The organism is Nonomuraea sp. NPDC049129, assembly GCF_040648495.1.
Taxonomy (GTDB): domain Bacteria; phylum Actinomycetota; class Actinomycetes; order Streptosporangiales; family Streptosporangiaceae; genus Nonomuraea.
Map to the genome: position 1 here is coordinate 49,532 of NZ_JBEZDU010000018.1, position 18,411 is coordinate 67,942.

At 69.6% G+C, this 18,411-nt stretch carries 19 protein-coding genes; 10 read left to right on the forward strand and 9 right to left on the reverse strand.

All coding sequences use genetic code 11. The annotated features are described in order from the left end of the window. Window positions 1–63: 63 nt before the first annotated feature. The 4 genes from AB0B64_RS41400 to AB0B64_RS41415 form a co-directional block, all read right to left on the reverse strand. Window positions 64–1,329, reverse strand: a complete 1,266-nt coding sequence (locus AB0B64_RS41400) for an alpha-L-fucosidase (RefSeq protein ID WP_358184947.1) — start codon at window positions 1,327–1,329, stop codon at window positions 64–66. 69 nt (window positions 1,330–1,398) lie between these two features. Then, window positions 1,399–2,238 carry a carbohydrate ABC transporter permease gene (locus AB0B64_RS41405; protein ID WP_357955111.1) on the reverse strand — a complete coding sequence of 280 codons (840 nt, stop codon included), beginning with the start codon at window positions 2,236–2,238 and terminating at the stop codon, window positions 1,399–1,401. Next, window positions 2,231–3,157 carry a sugar ABC transporter permease gene (locus AB0B64_RS41410; RefSeq protein ID WP_357955114.1) on the reverse strand — a complete coding sequence of 309 codons (927 nt, stop codon included), beginning with the start codon at window positions 3,155–3,157 and terminating at the stop codon, window positions 2,231–2,233. Before AB0B64_RS41410 ends, AB0B64_RS41405 begins: the two co-directional genes overlap by 8 nt. Before the next feature lie 8 nt (window positions 3,158–3,165). Beyond that, a complete protein-coding gene (locus tag AB0B64_RS41415) occupies window positions 3,166–4,440 on the reverse strand; it encodes a sugar ABC transporter substrate-binding protein (protein ID WP_358184950.1) in 1,275 nt (424 codons plus the stop codon). Window positions 4,441–4,537: 97 nt separating this feature from the next. Here AB0B64_RS41415 and AB0B64_RS41420 point away from each other — a divergent pair, with 97 nt between their 5' ends. From AB0B64_RS41420 to AB0B64_RS41430, 3 genes are all read left to right on the forward strand, one after another. After that, on the forward strand, window positions 4,538–5,683 hold the full coding sequence (locus AB0B64_RS41420) for an ROK family protein (protein ID WP_358184953.1): 1,146 nt from the start codon (window positions 4,538–4,540) through the stop codon (window positions 5,681–5,683). A gap of 74 nt (window positions 5,684–5,757) precedes the next feature. After that, window positions 5,758–6,093, forward strand: a complete 336-nt coding sequence (locus AB0B64_RS41425; RefSeq protein WP_358184956.1) for a PadR family transcriptional regulator — start codon at window positions 5,758–5,760, stop codon at window positions 6,091–6,093. Continuing rightward, entirely contained in the window at window positions 6,090–6,488 is a 399-nt protein-coding gene (locus AB0B64_RS41430) for a DUF1048 domain-containing protein (protein WP_357955122.1), read from the forward strand. Before AB0B64_RS41425 ends, AB0B64_RS41430 begins: the two co-directional genes overlap by 4 nt. Window positions 6,489–6,509: 21 nt before the next feature. Here the strand turns inward: AB0B64_RS41430 and AB0B64_RS41435 are convergent, their stop codons facing one another. After that, a complete protein-coding gene (locus AB0B64_RS41435) occupies window positions 6,510–7,013 on the reverse strand; it encodes an FBP domain-containing protein (protein ID WP_357955124.1) in 504 nt (167 codons plus the stop codon). A gap of 75 nt (window positions 7,014–7,088) precedes the next feature. On the opposite strand from AB0B64_RS41435, the gene AB0B64_RS41440 reads away from it, so the two are divergent. The 7 genes from AB0B64_RS41440 to AB0B64_RS41470 all read left to right on the forward strand — a co-directional run bounded on the left by AB0B64_RS41440 (window position 7,089) and on the right by AB0B64_RS41470 (window position 12,084). After that, window positions 7,089–7,658, forward strand: coding sequence for a TetR-like C-terminal domain-containing protein (locus AB0B64_RS41440; RefSeq protein WP_357955126.1), 570 nt, complete (start codon window positions 7,089–7,091; stop codon window positions 7,656–7,658). Between the two features lie 45 nt (window positions 7,659–7,703). After that, a complete protein-coding gene (locus AB0B64_RS41445) occupies window positions 7,704–8,402 on the forward strand; it encodes a class I SAM-dependent methyltransferase (RefSeq protein WP_358184959.1) in 699 nt (232 codons plus the stop codon). Between the two features lie 276 nt (window positions 8,403–8,678). Then, the gene (trpB, locus tag AB0B64_RS41450) at window positions 8,679–9,884 is read left to right on the forward strand and encodes a tryptophan synthase subunit beta (RefSeq protein WP_358184962.1); all 1,206 of its coding nucleotides are present in this window, start codon (window positions 8,679–8,681) and stop codon (window positions 9,882–9,884) included. Next, window positions 9,881–10,678: a tryptophan synthase subunit alpha gene (gene trpA / locus AB0B64_RS41455; protein ID WP_358184964.1), complete on the forward strand. Its 798-nt coding sequence runs from the start codon at window positions 9,881–9,883 to the stop codon at window positions 10,676–10,678. The genes trpB and trpA overlap by 4 nt, the downstream gene beginning before the upstream one ends. A gap of 9 nt (window positions 10,679–10,687) precedes the next feature. Continuing rightward, window positions 10,688–11,443, forward strand: a complete 756-nt coding sequence (locus tag AB0B64_RS41460) for a GntR family transcriptional regulator (protein ID WP_357955132.1) — start codon at window positions 10,688–10,690, stop codon at window positions 11,441–11,443. 81 nt (window positions 11,444–11,524) lie between these two features. Next, window positions 11,525–11,776, forward strand: coding sequence for a hypothetical protein (locus AB0B64_RS41465; RefSeq protein WP_357955134.1), 252 nt, complete (start codon window positions 11,525–11,527; stop codon window positions 11,774–11,776). Further along, window positions 11,773–12,084 (forward strand): type II toxin-antitoxin system PemK/MazF family toxin, encoded by a 312-nt coding sequence (locus AB0B64_RS41470; protein ID WP_357955136.1) that lies wholly within the window; start codon window positions 11,773–11,775, stop codon window positions 12,082–12,084. Before AB0B64_RS41465 ends, AB0B64_RS41470 begins: the two co-directional genes overlap by 4 nt. A gap of 45 nt (window positions 12,085–12,129) precedes the next feature. Here AB0B64_RS41470 and AB0B64_RS41475 read toward each other — a convergent pair whose 3' ends face one another. Genes AB0B64_RS41475 through AB0B64_RS41490 form a run of 4 tightly spaced genes read right to left on the reverse strand, consistent with a single transcriptional unit; the run spans window position 12,130 to window position 18,300 of the window. Further along, on the reverse strand, window positions 12,130–13,332 hold the full coding sequence (locus AB0B64_RS41475) for a sialidase family protein (RefSeq protein WP_358184969.1): 1,203 nt from the start codon (window positions 13,330–13,332) through the stop codon (window positions 12,130–12,132). Window positions 13,333–13,372: 40 nt separating this feature from the next. Continuing rightward, window positions 13,373–14,248: a dihydrodipicolinate synthase family protein gene (locus AB0B64_RS41480; RefSeq protein ID WP_358184972.1), complete on the reverse strand. Its 876-nt coding sequence runs from the start codon at window positions 14,246–14,248 to the stop codon at window positions 13,373–13,375. A 54-nt stretch (window positions 14,249–14,302) separates the two neighbouring features. After that, window positions 14,303–15,556, reverse strand: coding sequence for an extracellular solute-binding protein (locus AB0B64_RS41485; protein ID WP_358184975.1), 1,254 nt, complete (start codon window positions 15,554–15,556; stop codon window positions 14,303–14,305). Between the two features lie 32 nt (window positions 15,557–15,588). Next, window positions 15,589–18,300 carry a family 78 glycoside hydrolase catalytic domain gene (locus tag AB0B64_RS41490; RefSeq protein ID WP_358184978.1) on the reverse strand — a complete coding sequence of 904 codons (2,712 nt, stop codon included), beginning with the start codon at window positions 18,298–18,300 and terminating at the stop codon, window positions 15,589–15,591. Window positions 18,301–18,411: the final 111 nt, after the last annotated feature.

Genomic DNA, 18,411 nt, shown 5'->3' on the forward strand with positions numbered 1-18,411 from the left:
TCGCGGAACGGGGTTCGGCCAGGAACGCGGACGCGCTCCTGGCCGAACTCGACTCTGCCGCGGCTAGTCGTTGAGGAACAGCTCGATGACCGGTACGACGACGTCGGGGCGCTGGACCGGCAGGTCGAGGGTCAGGGTGTCGGGGGTCAGGGCGCCGATGGCCGTGTTCTGGGCCGTCTGGCTGGGGTCGATCACGCGCGAACGGATCTCCGAGGCGTCGTGCAGGAACTGGGCGTACTTCACGCGCCCGCCCAGCCCTGGGAGGTGCAGGTGGCGGAACGGCCAGCCGAACACGTGCAGATAGAGCCGGTTACCGCGCTGGGTGTAGCGGCAGTCGGGAGGCGCGGTGAAGCCGCTGGGGCCGGCGCCGTAGATGGAGCGGGAGTTCAGCCGCATCCATTCGCCGATGTCGGCGAGGCTCTGGCGGGCGCGCGGATCGATCTGGCCGCGCCCGTCCGGGCCGACGTTGAGCAGCAGGTTGCCGCCCTTGGCGACGCTGTCGATCAGCATGCGTACGAGCAGGTCAGGGGTCTTGTAGTCAAGGTTGTCCCGGTCGTATCCCCAGCTGCCGTTGAGAGTCTGGCAGGCCTCCCACGGCACCTCCTGGCCGTCGACGGTCATCGGGGCGGCGGGCTGGTACTGCTCGGGGGTGACGAAGTCACCGGGGATGCCGAGCCGGTCGTTGACGATGATCCCCGGCTGGAGCTCGCGCACCATGTCCATCAACTCGGGTGAGCGCCAGTCGTCGGCGCCCTTGCCGCCCCAGTAGCCCGTTCTGCCGGCGTAGGAGAAGTCGAAGAACAGGTAGTCGATCTGGCCGTAGTCGGTGAGCAGCTCGCGTACCTGGGCGTGCAGGTAGTCGGCGTACTTGGAGATGTCGCGGCCCTTGGCGGCGGCCTTGAACTCCTCATCCTCGCGCTGCGGGTGGAGGGAGTCGACGGGGAACTCGGGGTGGTGCCAGTCGATCAGCGAGTGGTAGAAGCCGACCTTCAGCCCTTCGGCGCGTAGGGCCTCCACATACGGCGCGATCAGGTCCTTGCCCCAGGGGGTGCGCGTCACCTTGTAGTCGGTCTGCGCGGAGTCCCACAGGCAGAAGCCGTCGTGGTGCTTGGTGGTGAGGACGACGTAGCGCATGCCGGCTTCCTTGGCCAGCCGTGCCCACTCCGCGGGGTCGTACAGGTCGGGGTCGAAGTGGTCGAAGTAGCGCTGGTAGTGCTCGTCGGTCATCTGCTCGCGGTTCTTCACCCACTCGTGGCGGGCGGCCAGGGAGTACAGCCCCCAGTGCACGAACATGCCGAAGCGGGATTCGGAGAACCAGGCGTGGTCCACTACGTTCCTTTCGAAAAGAGATTTGGCGAAAAGAGATTTCGCGAAATGAGATTTCACGAAAAAGAGATTTCATCGGCCGCCGAGACCGCTCGTGGCGATCCCGCGAATGAGATGTTTCTGCAGGAGGATCAGGAGCGCCGCGGTCGGCGCCATGGAGATCACCGAGGCCGCCATGATCAGGTTCCACTGAGTGCCCTGCTGGCCGACGAAGAGCGACAGGCCCAGCGGGACAGTGGCCTTCTCGTCCACCGTGTTGATGATGATCAGCGGCCACATGAAGCTGTTCCAGTAATTGATGAACGTGAAGACCGCCAGCACCGCGAGCGCGGGCCTGATCAGCGGCAGCATGATGCTGGAGAAGATCCGCACCGATCCCGCGCCGTCGATGCGGGCGCTCTCGGAGATCTCTTCGGGGATGGTCAGGAAGAACTGGCGCAGCATGAACGTCCCGAAGGCGGTGAAGGCCCAGGGGAAGATCAGCGCCTGGAAGGAGTCCACCCAGCCGAACCATTTCATCAGCATGAACATCGGCACGACCAGCACTTCCTGGGGGATCATCAGCGTGGCCAGGAAGACCAGGAAGAAGCCGTCGCGACCGCGCCAGCGCAGCCGCGAGAAGGCGTACGCCGACATGGCCGACGCCACGAGCACCACGACCGTGCCGCAGATGGCGACGGCGAGTCCGTTGACGACGAACTTCCCGAACGGCAGGAACTCGAACGTCTCTTTGTAGTTCTCCCACCGGATCAGCGATCCGAACAGGCTCGGTGGCGACTGGAACACCTCGTCGGCGGGCTTGAGCGAGGTGGCCAGCATGTACACCAGCGGCGCCAGGAACGCGGCGGCCACCAGGTAGAGCGCGACGTGTGAGATGACCAGCCGGACGCGGCGGATGGCGTGATCAGACATCGTAGGTCACCCATCTGCGCTGGCCGGCGAACTGCACCGCGGTCACGCCCAGGATCAGCACGAACAGGATCCAGGCTCCGGCGGACGCGAGTCCGTACTGGTAGATCGAGAACCCCTTGTCGAAGACGAACATCATGAGGGTCTCGGTGTCCATGCCCGGCCCTCCGCCGGTCATCAGGAACGGCTGGGTGAAGACCTGGAACGAGGTGATGAGGGTCATGGTCGAGGCGAAGAACAGCGCCGGGGAGATCATCGGCAGCATGATGCGGAAGAACTGCCGCCACGGTCCCGCCCCGTCGATCTGCGCCGCCTCCAGCAGGTGCCGCGGGATGGCGTCCAGCGCGGCCGAGAAGACCAGCATGTTGTAGCCGAACCCCTGCCACACGCTCATCGCGACGACGGCGAACATGGCCCAGCCCGGCTCACCGAGGAAGTTCGGCGCGTGCGTGCCGGTGGCGGCGTACAGCGAGCCGTCGATCAGCCCGTTCGGCTGGTAGATCATCCGCCAGACGATCGCGTTGGCCACCATCGGCGTGACCACGGGCAGGAAGAACACCACCCGCAGCGCCTTGCGGCCCTTGATGCGCGGGCCCATCCACACCGCCAGCCCCACCGACACGATGAGGTTGAGCGGCAAATAGAGCACCACGAACAGCAGCGTGTTCAACAGCGCCCGCCGGAAGACGGGGTCGGTGAACAGCGTGGTGAAGTTCTCCAGTCCGGTGAAGGTTCGCTCGCCCACCGCGGGCCACTGGAAGAAGGCCATCACCAGAGACAGCACGATCGGGAAGAGGGTGAACACCGTCAACCCGATCATGCTGGGCGCCGCGAAGAAGGCCGCGGCCCTTCCGTCGCGGCGCAGACGGGGGCGCCGTCTGCCCGCTACCGCCGCAGGGCGGGCTATGGCGTCGTCGGACACTTCGCTCCTTAGGCCGGTGACTGCTGCTGCACCTGGTCGAGTGCGTCCGCCGCCGTGGTCTGGCCGTTGAAGGCCTGGATGCCGTACTGGGCCAGCAGCTTCTCCACCGGGTCCCAGTTCTTGGTCGTCCGGAACGGCTTCGCGGAGGCGTTGGCGGCGTCGAGGACCGGCTTGGAGCCCTCGAAAGCGTTCTCGTACCACTTGTTCTGTACGGACTTGCGCGCCGGGTAGGCGCGCCCGACCGAGCCGAGCTGCCCGAGCACCTCGGCGCTGGTCATCGTGCTGACCGCCTTGAACGCCTCATCCGGGTACGGGCAGGACTGGGAGATGCCGAAGCCGGACCCGGCCGTGTAGCTCTTGGTCCCGTCAGGACCGGCGGGGATGGTGGCCAGGCCGACACCGAACTTGGCCTTGGCCTTGAGCTCCAGAACGGACCAGGGGCCGTTCACCGACATCGCCGCGTTGCCGTTGAGGAACTGGGTCTCGGTGAAGTTGTTGTCCACGCCGGGAATCTTGGGCGAGACTCCCTGCTTGGCGGTCAGGTCCGCGTACCACTGGAAGCCGGTCTTCATCTGCTCAGTGGTGAGGGTGAGCTTGCCGGACTCGTCCATCGGCTCCGCGTTGCCGGTCTTGGCCAGGATCATCGAGAACATCCCCAGGGCCGAGGGGTAGCCCACGAAGCCGTACTTGCCGCCGGTGGTCAGCTTCTTGGCCGCCGCCTCGAAGTCGGCCACGCTCCAGCCGACCTTCGGTTCCGGCACGCCGGCCGCCTTGAACATGTCCTTGTTATAGGTGATGATCAGCGAGCCGACGTCGTACGGCAGCGCGTACTGCTTGCCGCCGGAGGCCAGCCCGGCCATGATCGACGTGTCGAAGTCGGCGGTGTCCAGGCCGTTCTTCTTGATCAGGTCGTCCAAGGGACGCATGCCGCTGACGTAGCCGCCCGTGCGCAGGCTCTGCATCGAGACGACGCACGGAGCGCTGCCACCGGCGAGGCGGGTGCCGAGCTTGGTGAAGTAGTCCTTGAAGGGCGAGGTCTCGAGCGTGATCTTGATGTTCGGGTACTTCTGGGTGACCTGGTCGGCCACTTTCTGCCAGGCGTTTCGGTCCTCGGTTCCGGACGCCCACATCCCCCAGGTGAGCGTGACCGCGCCGTTGCTCGCCTTGTTGCCTCCCGCCGATTCCTGGCCGCCGCCTCCGCATCCGGCCGTTAGTCCCCCCGCGATGACCACCGCTGTTGCGACCGCCAGCGATCTCCGACCGCTATACATCTGCCTGCCCATCGCAGCTCCACTCAATAAGCTCGGGGCCGAGTTAATTGATCCGAAACTAGGGCGTAGCAATCCGTAATGTCAATGAGCTCGTGATAGGAAATATCCGATGACTGCTCGCCGAACAGCCGGTCGTGGCGATCTGACCCGCGTCGAGATCCTGGCGCTTCTCGGCACTGCGGGCGCCCTGGACCGCCGTCAGATCGCGGCCCGGCTCAAGCTCGGCGACGCGACCGTTCACGAACACACGCGACGCCTTCTGGCCTGCGGTTATCTGCGAACTCTGAGCCCACAGGCCGGGGTGGTCGGCCGGCCGCGCATCCCCCTGCAGGTCGTACCGGAGGCCGCTGCGACCATCGGCGTACGCGTCGCGACCGACCACCTCGTCACGGTGGTCGCGGGGCTAGATGGACGACTGCTCACATCCGATGTATCGTCCTTCGACTGTCACGCAGACCCACTCCCCCAGCTACTCACCGTCATCGGCCGGCGATTGGCCGACCCTGTCATGGGCCCCAGGCTCAAGGCCGTGGGCGTGGCCGTGCCGGCTTCCGTTGATGCGGGCTATATCCGGTTCTGTCCCCGCTTTGGGTGGAGCAACCTTCCCCTTGGTGAACGGCTGCGCGCCGAGCTGCCGATCCCGGTGCTCGTCGACAACGACCTCACGGCCAGCACCACCGCCGAGCTCCTGTACCGGGCGGGACTTGAGCACGACGACTTCCTGGTGCTCGGCATCGGCGACGGGGTGGGGGTCGGCGCGGTCCTGCGGCGGCGGGTGCACCGCAGCCCGGGCGGGCTGTCCGGCGAGTTCGGCCACACGCCGGTCGCCGCCACCGGCCCGCGCTGCGCCTGTGGCGCGCGGGGCTGCCTGGAGACCTTCACCAGCGACGACGGGATCCTGCGCGCCGCTCGTCGCGAGGGCCTGGCCGAGGCGTCCACCACCATCGAGGAGCTCCGCTCACGGTGGGTCGCCGGTGAGCGGTCGCTGGCCCGGGTGCTCGCCAAGGTCGGCGCCATGCTCGGGCGGGCCGTCGCCGGCGTCGTCAACCTGCTCGGCACGCCCACCATCGCGATCATCGGCGAGAACCATGTGCTCTGGCCGGGCCTGGAGCCCGGGTTCTCCGTCGTGATGCGGACCAGTCAGGTCACCGCGGCCTACCGCGTCCAAGTGATCGTCCGTCCGTGGAGCGACGCCCAGCACGCGCTCGGCGCCGCCGGTCTGGCGCTCGCCGCTCCGGAGACGCTCTTCATCTGACGAGTTTGCGCCCTAGCTATTCAGCGTTACTATATACTAGTAGTCAGCATTGCTGAGTAGTTGAAGGGTGTTCCATGGGCAAGCAGGCGACGGAGATGCTCAAGGGGACGCTGGAGGGCATCGTCCTGGCGATCCTGTCCAGCCGGTCCGCGTACGGCTACGAGATCACGGCGTGGCTGCGGGAGCAGGGCTTCTCCGACATCGCCGAGGGCACCATCTACGCGCTGCTGGTCAGGATCGAGCAGCGCGGCCTCGTCGACGTGGAGAAGGTCCCGTCCGAGAAGGGTCCGCCGCGCAAGGTGTACTCCCTCAACGCCCAGGGACGGGCCTACCTCGAAGAGTTCTGGAGGACCTGGAGCTTCCTCACGGAACGGCTCGAACAGCTCCGCGAAGGAGGAAAGCAGACATGACCACAGAGCCGAACGAGCCGAAGCGGCGCTACCTGCGCTACCTGGAGATGGTCACCGGACCGATCGAGGACAAGAAGCGCTACTGGCAGTACAAGGCGCGCGCGGAGCGGCTTCCCGCGAACTATCGCACGGCGATCGACGCGCTGCAGCGGTACATGGAGCACTTCGGGCCGGGCAAGGCGGACAGCCTGCTGGCGATGCTGGACGATCTCGTCGATCTGTTCGAGCAGAGCGCGGCGGACGGAACCCCGCTCCGCGAAGTCGTCGGCGAAGACCCGGTGGAGTTCGCCGAGACGTTCCTTCGCAACTACCCGGAGGGTCAGTGGATCAGCCGGGAGCGGGAACGGCTGACCAACGCCATCGATCGCGCTACCGGCGAAGACGCCGCCGTCTGATGTCGGCTGAACATCAGGCCGCTATCCCTGGCCGACCACCTTGTCCAGGAAGGAGTACAGGTTCGCCCGGGTGCGCGCGACCTTCTCCCCCAGGCTGAGGGACTCATCGATGGTCCCGCCCCCTGCCGCCTCCTTCTTCCCGCGCGTGTAGAGGGAGCAGGCCAGGTCGGTGCACAGGTAGTGCCCGACCGAGTTGCCCTGGCGGCCGGCTTCGCCGGTTCGGCGCGCGGTCATCAGCGCTACGCCGCCGTTGGTGTGCGTGGTCAGGCACAGCGAGCACATGCTGCGCGAGGTGAAGCCGCGCGACGCGCCGGATGTCACCCGCAGCGCGATGCCAACGAGGGGACCGTCGCGTTCGGCGACCAGGTAGGCGCGTTCGGGCGCACCCGGATCTCGCCACCCGAGGAAGTCGAGGTCTTCCCAGGGATGGTCCGCGAGGTCTTTGGGGACGCTCAGCCGCTTGGTCTCTCCCTTGGAACAGTTCACGAATGATGTACGGATGTCGCGCTCGGTTATTGCTCTCATGGGCGGGGAGGCTAGCTTCCTTACAGGTATTATGCAAATACTTAAAGCATGTAAGTTAGCGGAGAAGGGCGGCACATGGCACGCGCGGGATTGACCGCCGAACGCCTGACCCGGGCGGCGGCGGACCTGGCCGACGAGATCGGCTTTCAGAACGTGACCGTCTCGGCCCTCGCGCGCGGTTTCGACGTCAAGCCCGCGGCCCTGTACTCGCACGTCAAGGACGTGCAGGATCTCAGGGCCAGGGTGGCGTTGCTGGCCCTGGCGGAGCTCGCCGACAGGGCCGGCGCCGCCCTGGCCGGCCGCGCGGGCAAGGACGCGCTGGTGGCCTTCGCGAACGCCTACAGGGGCTACGCGAAAGAGCATCCGGGCAGGTACGCCGCGATGCAGATCGAGCTCGACTCGGACAGAGTGGATACCAGCGCGGGGCGTCCGCACGCCGACATGACTCGCGCGATACTGCGCGGATACGCGCTGTCGGAGCCCGACCAGACGGACGCGGTACGCATGCTGCACAGCACGTTCCACGGCTATGTGAGCCTGGAGACGGCGGGCGGGTTTCGCCGCCACCCTCGTGACGTGGACGCTTCGTGGTACAGAGCGCTGGACGCCCTCGACGCCGTTCTCCGCAACTGGCCGCCGGCCTGAGCTTTTTCGCTGGCTGCTTCAGGACGCGGGTGCGATCATGGAGCGATGGCGACGACCTGGGACGAAGCGTTCGCAAAGCGGTACCAGGAATGGTCGGGTCACATGACGGCCGACGTGGACTTTTACCTCGATCTCGCACGCGAGGCGGACGGGCCGGTGGTCGAGCTGGCGATCGGGGACGGGCGGGTCGCGATCCCGGTGGCGCGGGAGACCGGCCGGCGGGTCGTCGGGATCGACGTCTCACCGGCGATGCTCGCGCAAGCCCGTACCCGTGCGGCCGAGGCCGGTGTGGAACTCGACCTGCGCGAGTGTGACATGCGCGACTTCGTCCTGGACGAGCCCGCGGCGCTGATCTACTGCCCGTTCCGATCACTCCAGCACCTGCCGACCTGGGCCGACCGTCGCCGTACCTTTGAGCGGGTCGCCGCCTCGCTCCGGCCGGAGGGGCGGTTCGCCTGGAACGCCATCGCCTTCGACCATCGGATCGCGGTCCAGCTCGACGGCGCGCGGCAGGAGAAGCCCGTACCGCACACCGTCCGTTACGCGGTTGGAGACAACCGCGTCGACCTTGTCCTCGACGACGGTGCGAAGAGCTCCTTCTGGTGGGCGACGAAGAACGAGTGGCTCGGGCTTCTGGATGTCGCCGGTCTTGAGGTGGAAGCGCTCTACGGCGGGTTCGCCCGCGAGCCGTTCACCGAGGACAGCCGAGAGTATGTGTTCGTCGGCCGCCGCCGGCCCTCCTAGGGCTCTTGTAGTCGTGGAGACCGGCGCGCGAGCATCGTGCCCATCGCGAAAGCGCTGAGCACGCAGCCGATCTGCGCGACCGCGAGCACGGGCAGGGGTCACGCCATTCCCCCTCCTCAAGATCCTCAGCGATCAGGCCCTCTTCCTGCAGGCGGTCGAAGGCGGCGTAGAGGGTTCCGCGCGCAACCGGACCCGGCCCTTGGAGATCCGCGCCGTCCATGCCACACTCACTGTTATAGAACTCTATGAAGAGTTATAGAACGAGGTGAGCGTGAGATGCGAGAGATGTCGCCATGGCGGGAGCCCGTCCCGGTGGGCGGGACGATGGGCGAGCCCCAAGCGCGGGGCCGGTTCGGCGAGTACGGCGGGCGGTACGCGCCGGAGTCCCTGGTGGAGGCGTGCCGCGAGGTGGACGAGGCGTTCCGGGAGGCGCGGGCGGATCCGGGCTTCCGCAGCGACTTGGCGGAACTGCTCGCCTTGCACGCCGGACGGCCGACCCCGCTCACACCGGCCCGGCGCCTGTCGCAGGAGCTGGGCGTGCGGCTCTACCTCAAGCGCGAGGACCTCACCCACACCGGGTCACACAAGATCAACAATGTGCTGGGCCAGGCCCTGCTCGCCACCCGGATGGGACGGCGCAGGCTGATCGCCGAGACGGGAGCGGGTCAGCACGGGGTGGCCGCCGCGACCGCCGCCGCGCTGCTCGGGCTCGAGGCCACGATCTTCATGGGCGAGCGCGACATCGAGCGGCAGGCGTTGAACGTCTTCCGGATGCGCATGCTGGGCGCCGAGGTGATCCCGGTCACCACGGGCAGCCGTACGCTCAAGGACGCGACCAGCGAGGCCATGCGGCACTGGGTGGGCGTCACCGGCGACTCCCACTACTGCGTCGGCTCGGTCATCGGGCCGGATCCGTACCCGTGGATGGTCAGGGAGTTCCAGCGGGTCATCGGCGACGAGGCCCGCGCGCAGTGCGCCGCCGAACTGCGGACCGGCGTACCGGACCACGTGGTCGCGTGCGTCGGCGGCGGCTCCAACGCGGCCGGTACGTTCGCCGGCTTCGCCGACACCTCGGCGCGCTTCGTCGGTGTCGAGGCGGAGGGTGGCGCCGGTGCGGCCCGCGGCAGGCTCGGCGTCCTGCACGGCTGCCGGTCGCTGTTCCTGCAGGACGACGACGGGCAGATCGTCGAGGCGCACTCCATCGCCCCCGGCCTCGACTACCCGGGGGTCGGCCCGGAGCACGCCCACCTGCGCGAGCTGGGCCGGGCCCGGTACCTCACGGTGACCGACGAGGAGGCGGTCGGCGCGGCGCTACGGCTGGCGCGCACCGAGGGCATCGTCCCGGCGCTCGAATCGGCGCACGCCCTCGCCTGGGTGATCCGCGCGGCGGACGACGGCGAACTGGCCGCCGGATCGACGGTCCTGATGACGCTGTCCGGTCGGGGCGACAAGGACATCTCTACCCTGAAGGAGCTGCTGTGACGGACATCCTGGCCCTGGGCGAGGTCGAACGCCACCTGCGTGCCCGCCGGGACACCGGTCGCGGTCTGCTCATGCCGTACATCACCGGGGGCGTCACCCCCGGCTGGACGCGATACCTGAAAGCGTTCGCCGCGACCGGCGCGGACGCGATCGAGGTCGGCCTGCCGTTCTCCGATCCCACGCTCGACGGCGTCACCATCCAGCAGGCGAGCAACGTGGCGCTGACCCGGGGAGCGAGCACCCGCCGGATCCTCGCCGACCTGGCCGAGGTCCAGAGCGTGGGCGTGCCGCTGGTCGCCAGCACCTACTACAACCTGGTGCTGCATGACGGGCCCGAGGCGTTCTGCGTCGCGCTGCGCCGGGCCGGCGTCGGCGGCCTGATCGTGCCCGACCTGCCGGTGCACGAGGCGGACGAGCTGACGGACGTGGCCGCCGCCGCCGGGATCGAGCTGGCCCTGCTGGCATCGCCGTCGACGCCGCAACCCAGGCTGGCGGAGATCTCGCGCCGCAGTCGCGGATTCGTCTACGCGGTGTCGGTGATGGGCACCACCGGCGAGCGGGCCGACCTCGCCGCCTCGGCGGCCGAGCTCACCGCGCGGATCAAACGCGGCACCGACCGGCCGGTCTTGCTAGGATTTGGCATTTCCACGCCTGACCAGGCGCGGGAGGCAGGCCGGTACGCCGACGGCGTGGTGGTCGGCGCCGCGGTCATGCGGCGGGTGCTCGACGGGGCGGGGCCGGACGACCTGACGGCCTTCCTCGCGACCCTGCGCCGGGCCCTCGACCAGGAGTGACGCACCAGGATGACCCCCGACGCCGGGCATGAGGCGAGATACCGCGCCATCGCCGCCGACCTAGCCGCGAAGATCCGGTCGGGACACTACGCCCCCGGTGAGGCCCTGCCCCCGCAACGGGAGCTGAGCACCTCCTACGGGGTGACCCTCATGACGCTGCGCCAGGCGTTGCGGGAGCTCAGCGACGAGAGGCTGATCGTGCAGCGGCCCGGCAAGGGCACGTTCGTGGCCCCGGCCCATCTGGCGTACCAGCTCGGCTCGCTCCGCAGCCTGGCCGACGATCTGCGGGAACAGGGCCACGATGTACGCACCGTGGTGGCCGGGCGGGCGATGCGCCGGGCCCCCGCCCGGATCGCCGCGGAGCTGCGGCTGCCTCCCGGCGAGACCGCCCTGCGGCTGGAGCGGGTCCGTGAGTTCGCCGGCCGTCCCGCCGTACACCAGGTGTCCTGGGTACGCCGGCCGGCGGCCGACCAGATCCGCGACCGCGACTTCACCGCCGTCTCCCTCTATACGGCGCTCGCCGAGGCGGGAGTGGCGGTGGCCCGGGCGTCCGAGGTGGTCCGGCCCGGCCTGCTCGACCCCGCCGCCGCGCGCCGCCTGCACGAGCCCGAGGGCAGTGCCGTGCTCGTCAGCACCCGGATCGCCTATACGCCCGACGCCGTGCCCGTCGTGTCCGATCATGCCACCATCCTGGGCACCATGATGGAGATCCGCACCGAACGCGCCGCGACCGGCCTCTCCCTCACCTGGCGCGCCACCAGCTAGGCGGTGGCGCGACGGCGAGAGTATGAGCCCGAGTATTACGACGGGTAGCACTCTCAGCGCATCGGCCATAGCATACGGATCATGGCCAAGGAGAGAACGTCCGTCAGCATCGCCCCGTGGATCCTGGAGGCGGTACGCAAGCACGCCGAGGCGAACGGGCTCAGCGTTTCCACCGTTTTGGAGCGCGGAGCCCTTCGCGAGATCGCCGCCACCCACAGCGCGGCCGCCCGCGCCAAGGTCTACGGCGAAAGCGCCCACCAGGAAGCCGACGAGCGGATCGTCGCCGACGACACCGCGCGGGCCGCCGACGAGCACCGCGGCGAGGCCGCGTGAGCCACCGATTCGGCGAGCTGTGGACCGTCCAGCTCGGCGACCGTGAGGAAGTCCGGCTCGTCGTGACCGGCGACTTCTACCACACGCTCTACAACGACAACGTGCTCACCGCGCACGTCGAGGCCGCCGACCTGGCGCACGCCCTGACCGCCTTCGTCGTCGACGTCGGCGACGACCGAGCCGCCATGATCGACCGCATCAGCACCGTGGCGGCCACCCGGCTCAAGAGCAAGGTGGGCGACCTGCCCGAGGCCCAGCTCGCCGCCGCGCGCAGCATGCTGGGCACGATCTTCTCCGTCACGGGATGACCCGCCGACGCCGCCAGCGCGTCGCGGACCGCGGCGGAGGCCGGCCTACCTCACCCGCCGCCCGAGGTCGGCGACAGGGACCCGGCTGAGCTGCACATCCTCCTTGTTCGTGCCGTACGCCGCGTACAGAGAGCCCTTCCACACGATGCTCTTCGGGTAGCTGTACCCGGCGTTCTTGTACAGGCCCTCGTAGCGGCGCGGCTGCAGGTCCTCGGCGGTGCGCAGGTTGTACGCCTTGTCGAAGGTCACCCCGTCGGCGCTGGTCAGCACCGTCAGCGGGTACCGGTTGCGGGTGCCGGTCGGGTTGCCCACCAGGTAGGCGGTGCCGTCCGGCAGGTTCCCCGCGCTCTGCTTGGTGCGCGAGTCGGGCACGTTGGTCTCCACCGACGCCGACCAGGTCTCGCCGTCGTCGGTGCTCACCGCGGCGAGCTTACGGAGGGTTCCGCCGCCCTGGTCGCGGAAGACCATCACGATCGAGCCGTCCGGGCGCCGGTACCAGCTCGGCTCCAGCTCGCGGCTCATCTCCGGGGTGTTCGGCTGGTTGGTGAAGTCGCCCTGCTTCCAGCCGGAGACGCCGAGCGGGTCGTCGGTGTAGTACGGCTTGACGAACAGGCCGGGCTGCATGTGGAACGCGGTCAGCACCCGCCCGCCCGGTAGCGCCTTCACGTCCTGCTCGATGATGCCGTTCACCGGCTGCCCGTCGGCGCCGGTCACCCGGCGGGGGCTGCTCCAGTGCCGGCCGTCCCCGCTGGTCACGTACTCGGTGTAGCCGCCGCGCGGGGTCAGGGCGCGTGGCCAGACGTTGAGGTAGGCGACGAGGGTCCGCCCGTTGGTCCACCAGCCGCCGCTGGAGGTGTAGCCGTCGGTGCGCGGCGCGGTGAGCGGGATCGGCTTCGACCACCTCTTCCCGTCTTTGCTGGTGGCGTAGGTGACGATCGTGTCGGGCGCGTCCTCGTCCACGGCGGAGCTCTGCCACTGCGCGTACAGCCGTCCCTTGAACGGCATGAGCACGACGCCGTGGTTGTACTTCCGGTCTTCGGCGCCGGGCGCGAAGACCGTGATGGTCTCGGCGCGCGCGGCGCGGTCCAGGCCGAGTGTGGCGGTGTTGGAGGTGTCGATGAGCCCGTCGGGCACCTTCAGCGGCGGGCCGTCCACGGTGGCGTGCGCCGGGGCGGCGGACAGGGCGAGGAGGGCCGCCAGGGCGAGGGCGGCGGTGCGGACAGGGGGGTGTGAACGCGTACGCGTCATGGCATTCTCCCTTTGGCTGGATGCGAAGCGATCAAGGTGGTCAGTGGTGGAGCGGGAGGTCGCGGGCGAGCCGCCGCAGGGCTTCCTGGTCGGGTTCCGGGATCGGCATGCGGGAGCGGCCGACCGGCCGTCCGGCGAGGCGGTGCACGGCGAGCATCCGCGTCGGCTCGCCGCGGATCGCGTCCACCACCTCGTCCACGTCGCCCTGCAGGCGCGCCACCGCGCCGGCGTCCGCGCGCTCCAGCGCGGCCCGCATCGCGACGAACGGCTTGGCGAACGCCGACGCCACCCCGGACACGATCCCGTCGGCGCCCGCCGCGGCCGCCCCCGCGTAGTCGGCGTCGCTGCCGGTGTAGATGAGGAACCCTTCGGGCAGGCGGGCCCGGTACCCGGCGATCGTGTCGAGCGATTCCCCGCTGACCTTCACCCCCACGACGTTCGGCAGGCCCGCGAGCCGCACCAGCAGTTCCTCGTCCACCGCCACGCCGGTGCGCGCCTCGAAGAGGTAGACGAACACGTCCAGCCCGCCGGCCTCCGCGCCGACGTCCCGGAAGAACGCGTAGACCTCTTCTGGTGGCGTCGGCAGGTAGAACGGGGTGAGCACGGCGATCTCGCGGGCGCCGGCCGCCCGCGCGCCCGCGATGAGTCGCGACACCTCGTACCGGCTGGCGGCCCCGACGTGCACGATCACGCGGATGCCGGGCAGCACCTCCACGGCGAGCGCCGCGACGGCGTTGCGCTCCTCTATCGACAGGGCCGGGAACTCGCCGGTCGTGCCGAGCACGAGCGCCCCCTGGACCCCGGAGCCCGCGACGTACGCGAGGATCTCACGGGTCCCGGCCAGGTCGAGTGCGCCGTCCTCGGCGAACGACACGGGTACGGCGGCGATGATGTCATGTGACGAGGTTTCAGTCATGGATCTTTCGCGGGAGATGGGGAGATTGAGGGATTCCGGGGGCAGATGAGCGGATCACCCGGCGCCGTACGCCTCGTCCATCGAGGCCAGCACCTGCTTGGCGTCCGCCTGTCCGGAGAAGAGCTGCTGGATCCCGGCGAAGTGAGCGGCCTGCACCTGCGCGTTGGGCCAGCCGGAGTCCGGGAAGGGCGCGGTGTGACCGGCGGCGATGATGTCGATCGCCGCCCGCACGGCCGGTGCCGCCTCGACCTCGGCCCCCTGGATCGCCGGGATGCCGGGCGCGGTGTCGAACCAGACCTTGATGGCCTCCGGCGTGGCCAGCCAGTCGACGAAGCCGAGGCCGTTCACCCTGTTCTTGGCCTTGTCGTTGACCGCGAAGCTCACGCCGATGCCCCGCGGGACCGGATTGGTGCCGCTGTCACCGCCGGGCAGCGGGAAGAACCCGAACTCCGCGTCCTTCGGGGCGGTCGAGGTGATCTGCGAGTAGGAAGCGAGCACCTGCACCACGCCGACGGCCTTACCGGTGTTGACCAGGTTGTAGGAGGCGGTCACGTCGGTGCCGAGCGGATCGGTGTTGAAGCAGCCCGCCTTGTTCATCTCCAGGTACTTGGTGAAGGCGGCCTCCCAGCCGGAGCCGGCGAAACGCGCCTGCTGCTTCGTCATCTTGTCGTTGAACGACGGGTCGGCGGCGTAGACGGTCGAGGCGACCAGCGCGTACGGGATGAGCTGCGTGACCCAGTCGGTCTGGATCCCCAGCGCGAAGGCGACCTTGCCCTTGGCCTGGACGTCCGCACAGAACTTGAGCAGCTCGGTGTAGGTCTCCGGCGTCTTCAACCCGATCTCCTTCAACGTGGCGACGTTGTAGATCGCGCCGATCGCGTCGAGCTTGGATGGCAGACCGTAAGTCTTGCCGCCGATCCGCATCGTCTCGGCGGTGCCGGGCTCGATCTCGGCGGCCCACGGCCGGTCCGACAGGTCGGCCAGGTAACCGGCCTTCTGCAGGATGGAGATGGCGCCGGGATTGCCGCTGCCCGGCCACACCGTGAACACGTCGGGCGCCGTCCCCGACGACAGCTGGGTACGCAGCGTCGTCTGGTACTGCGCGGTGTCGGCCACGGTCACGTTGATGTCGAGGCCGGTCTTCTTCTTGTACGCCTCGACCACCGCCTGCATCGGCGCCTGGTTGTTCGACGTCGTGGCGATGGTGAGCGCGTTGGTCTTGTCGTTGCCCGGCGCCTGCGGCTGCGACCCGCAGGCGGTCAGGGCCAGCGCCGCCGCGGCGAGAGCGGCGATCTTCCGGTTGAACATGCTGGTGGTACTCCAAGGGGGTCGAAGGGAAATCAGTGGGTCGGCGTCGCGGCTCCGGCCGGGAAGCGGAAGGTGTAGCTTCCCGACGCCAGTCGCAGCTGGGTGCACCCCGGCCGCTCCGCCTGGAGGGTGACCCCTTCCGATCGGGTGACGGCCTCGCCGCCTTCCGTGATCGTCGCCGCCGAGGGCACCGGGAGCACGGCTACGGCAGCCGCTCCCGGCGGTATCAGGACCGACCATTCGCACCACCCCGCCTCGTCGCGGTGCCAGGAGCTGGCGACGCGCCCGCGAGGGGTGTCGATCGCGCCGCGCGCCCAGTCGAGGGAGGTGTGCGGCTGCGGCGCGAGCCGGATGTCGGCGTACCCGGCCGAGCCGGGCGCCTGCCCGATGCCGAGCACCCCGGTGAACAGCCACTCGCCGACCGCGCCGAGGGAGTAGTGGTTGAAGCTGTTCATCCGCGGCGACTGGAAACCGCCATCCGGCGTCCAGCCGTCCCAGCGCTCCCAGATCGTCGTCGCCCCGTTGCGCACGGAGAACAGCCACGACGGGTACCGGTCGTCGTTGATCAGCGCGTACGCCAGATCCGAGCGGCCGATCGCGGTCAGCACCGGGCACAGCAGCCCGACCGTGATGAAACCCGAGGTGAGGGAGACGCCGCGGCGTTCGATCGCCGCCACGAGCCGCCCGGCGACGGCATCGCGCTGCTCCGCCGCGCACAGGTCGAAGGCGAGGGTGAGCAGGTAGGCGCCCTGGGTGTCGCCGTGCACCCGGCCGTCGAGGCCGATGAACTCCGCCCGGTAGGCCGCGCGGACGCGCTCGGCGAGGCCGGCCAGTTCCCGCGCCTCGGCGTCGCGCCCGAGCACGGCGAGGCTGCGCGCGGTCAGCTCGGCGCTGTGCGCGAAGTAGGCGGTGGCCAGCACGTCCTTCGGGGTCTCCGCGCCGACCTGCAGCCAGTCCCCGTAGTTGTTGCCGACGCGTTCGCGCCAGATCAGTCCGGGATTATGCCGTTCGATGTGCCGTACCCAGGCGACCATCGCGTCCACGGACTCCCGCAGCACGTCGGCGTCGCCGCTCGCGCGGTAGAGGTGCCAGGGGATCGTCACCCCGCCGTCGCCCCAGGCCGGCGCGCCTTCCCGCAGGTGGATGAGGCGGGGCGAGAGGTCGGGGAACGCGCCGTCCGCGGACTGGCCGAGGCGCACGTCCCGCAGCCAGCGGCGCAGCAGCGGGGCGACGTCGGCCAGCAGCAGCGCGGTCGGCGTGAACACCTGCGCGTCGGCCAGCCAGCCGAGCCGCTCGTCGCGCTGCGGGCAGTCGGTCGGGATTGACACGAAGTTGCCCCGCAGGCTCCAGGTGATGTTCGAGGCCAGCGCGTTCAGGTCCGCGCTGGAGGTCTCGAACGCGCCGGTCAGCGCGAAGCCGTTGTGCAGCACGACCGCCTCGACCTGCTCGGGGCCGAGGTCCCCGGTCAGGCCGGAGACCTCGGCGTAGCGGAAGCCGTGCAGGGTGAAGCGGGGCTCGAACACCTGCGCCGGCGAGCCGTCGGTCCAGAAGACGTCCACGGGTTCGGCGGTGCGCAGGTTCGCCGTGTAGAGGTCGCCGTGCTCGTCGAGCACCTCGGCGTGGGTGAGCTGGACCCGGGTGCCGGCGGGCTGGCCCGTCAGGGTGAGGGCGACGCGGCCGACCACGTTCTGCCCGAAGTCGACCACGAACCGCCCGTCGCCCCGCGGCGTCACCGCGACCGCGGGCACCCGGCCCGTCACCCGCACCGCCGGGTCGGCCTCCGGGACCAGCGTGGAGGTGTCGCGGGAGGTCACCACCGCCGCCGACCAAGTCGAGGTGTCGTGTCCCGGCAGCTCCCAGCCCGGTTCGGCGCGGCGCGAGTCCTCGTACTGGCCCATCAGCAGGTCGGCGTACAGGATGTCGCTCGGCGACTCCTTCCACCCCTCGCCGCTGACGATCGACCGGCGCGACCCGTCCGCCCCGTCCATGTCGAGCTGCACCAGCAGCGCGGGCTCGGTGCCGTAGTGCTGCGCTTGGTGGCGCCGGTCGGTGCCGATGAAGCCCACGTACCAGCCGTCGCCCAGCAGCGCCGCGACCGTGTTGCGGCCGGGCCGCAGCAGGGCGGTCACGTCCCAGGTCTGGTACGTGATCCGCTCCCGGTACTCGGTCCAGCCCGGCACCAGCTCGTCCCGCCCGACCCGGCGGCCGTTGACGTAGAGCCGGTACACGCCCTTCGCCGACGCGTGCACCCGGGCCGACGCCGGCACTTCGGTCAGGTCGAAGCCGTGGACGAAGCGGCGCACCGGCTGCAGCTTGTTCACCGTGTAGCTGATGTCGGTGTCCTGTGGCGGCGAGGCCGCCTGGCGGTAGATCGGGTTGCGGCCGATCCACGCGGCCCGCCACTCCCCCGCGTGCACCACCCCGGTGCCGAACCGGGCCCGCGCCATCGCCCGCGCGCCCGTCTCGTCCTCGACCTCGACCTCCCATTCGTAGGCCGACGACGTCACCAGCGGCCCGCCGCCGTAGCGGGCGCCGACAGTGCTGTCCGACTGCACCACGCCGGAGTCCCACACCAGCACCGCGCCGCCGGTCGGCGGCAGGTGCCGCACCCGGACGCGGTAGGAGCGCTGGCGCGCGCCACGCCGGTCCGACTCCAGCCGCCAGGAGAACGAGGGCGCGGGAACGACGCCCAGCGGCTCGTGCTGCCCGCCGGTCCGCAGCTCGTAAGGTCGCAACCCGGTCATCCCTGAGCCCTCCCGCGAAACCGCTGATGATCCTGCGTTGCAGCAGGAAGTAGACGACCAGCACCGGCAGGATGCTGATCACCAGGCCGGCGAACACGACTCCGTTCTGCA

Bases quoted from the DNA above. Each gene is read 5' to 3' on its own strand.
- AB0B64_RS41485 (WP_358184975.1), bottom strand. From the start codon at position 15,556: ATGTTCAACCGGAAGATCGCCGCTCTCGCCGCGGCGGCGCTGGCCCTG.
- AB0B64_RS41490 (WP_358184978.1), bottom strand. From the start codon at position 18,300: ATGACCGGGTTGCGACCTTACGAGCTGCGGACCGGCGGGCAGCACGAG.
- AB0B64_RS41415 (WP_358184950.1), bottom strand. From the start codon at position 4,440: ATGGGCAGGCAGATGTATAGCGGTCGGAGATCGCTGGCGGTCGCAACA.
- AB0B64_RS41460 (WP_357955132.1), top strand. From the start codon at position 10,688: ATGACCCCCGACGCCGGGCATGAGGCGAGATACCGCGCCATCGCCGCC.
- AB0B64_RS41445 (WP_358184959.1), top strand. From the start codon at position 7,704: ATGGCGACGACCTGGGACGAAGCGTTCGCAAAGCGGTACCAGGAATGG.
- AB0B64_RS41440 (WP_357955126.1), top strand. From the start codon at position 7,089: ATGGCACGCGCGGGATTGACCGCCGAACGCCTGACCCGGGCGGCGGCG.
- trpB (WP_358184962.1), top strand. From the start codon at position 8,679: ATGCGAGAGATGTCGCCATGGCGGGAGCCCGTCCCGGTGGGCGGGACG.
- AB0B64_RS41475 (WP_358184969.1), bottom strand. From the start codon at position 13,332: ATGACGCGTACGCGTTCACACCCCCCTGTCCGCACCGCCGCCCTCGCC.
- AB0B64_RS41420 (WP_358184953.1), top strand. From the start codon at position 4,538: ATGACTGCTCGCCGAACAGCCGGTCGTGGCGATCTGACCCGCGTCGAG.
- AB0B64_RS41480 (WP_358184972.1), bottom strand. From the start codon at position 14,248: ATGACTGAAACCTCGTCACATGACATCATCGCCGCCGTACCCGTGTCG.
- AB0B64_RS41435 (WP_357955124.1), bottom strand. From the start codon at position 7,013: ATGAGAGCAATAACCGAGCGCGACATCCGTACATCATTCGTGAACTGT.
- AB0B64_RS41465 (WP_357955134.1), top strand. From the start codon at position 11,525: ATGGCCAAGGAGAGAACGTCCGTCAGCATCGCCCCGTGGATCCTGGAG.
- AB0B64_RS41430 (WP_357955122.1), top strand. From the start codon at position 6,090: ATGACCACAGAGCCGAACGAGCCGAAGCGGCGCTACCTGCGCTACCTG.
- AB0B64_RS41425 (WP_358184956.1), top strand. From the start codon at position 5,758: ATGGGCAAGCAGGCGACGGAGATGCTCAAGGGGACGCTGGAGGGCATC.
- AB0B64_RS41405 (WP_357955111.1), bottom strand. From the start codon at position 2,238: ATGTCTGATCACGCCATCCGCCGCGTCCGGCTGGTCATCTCACACGTC.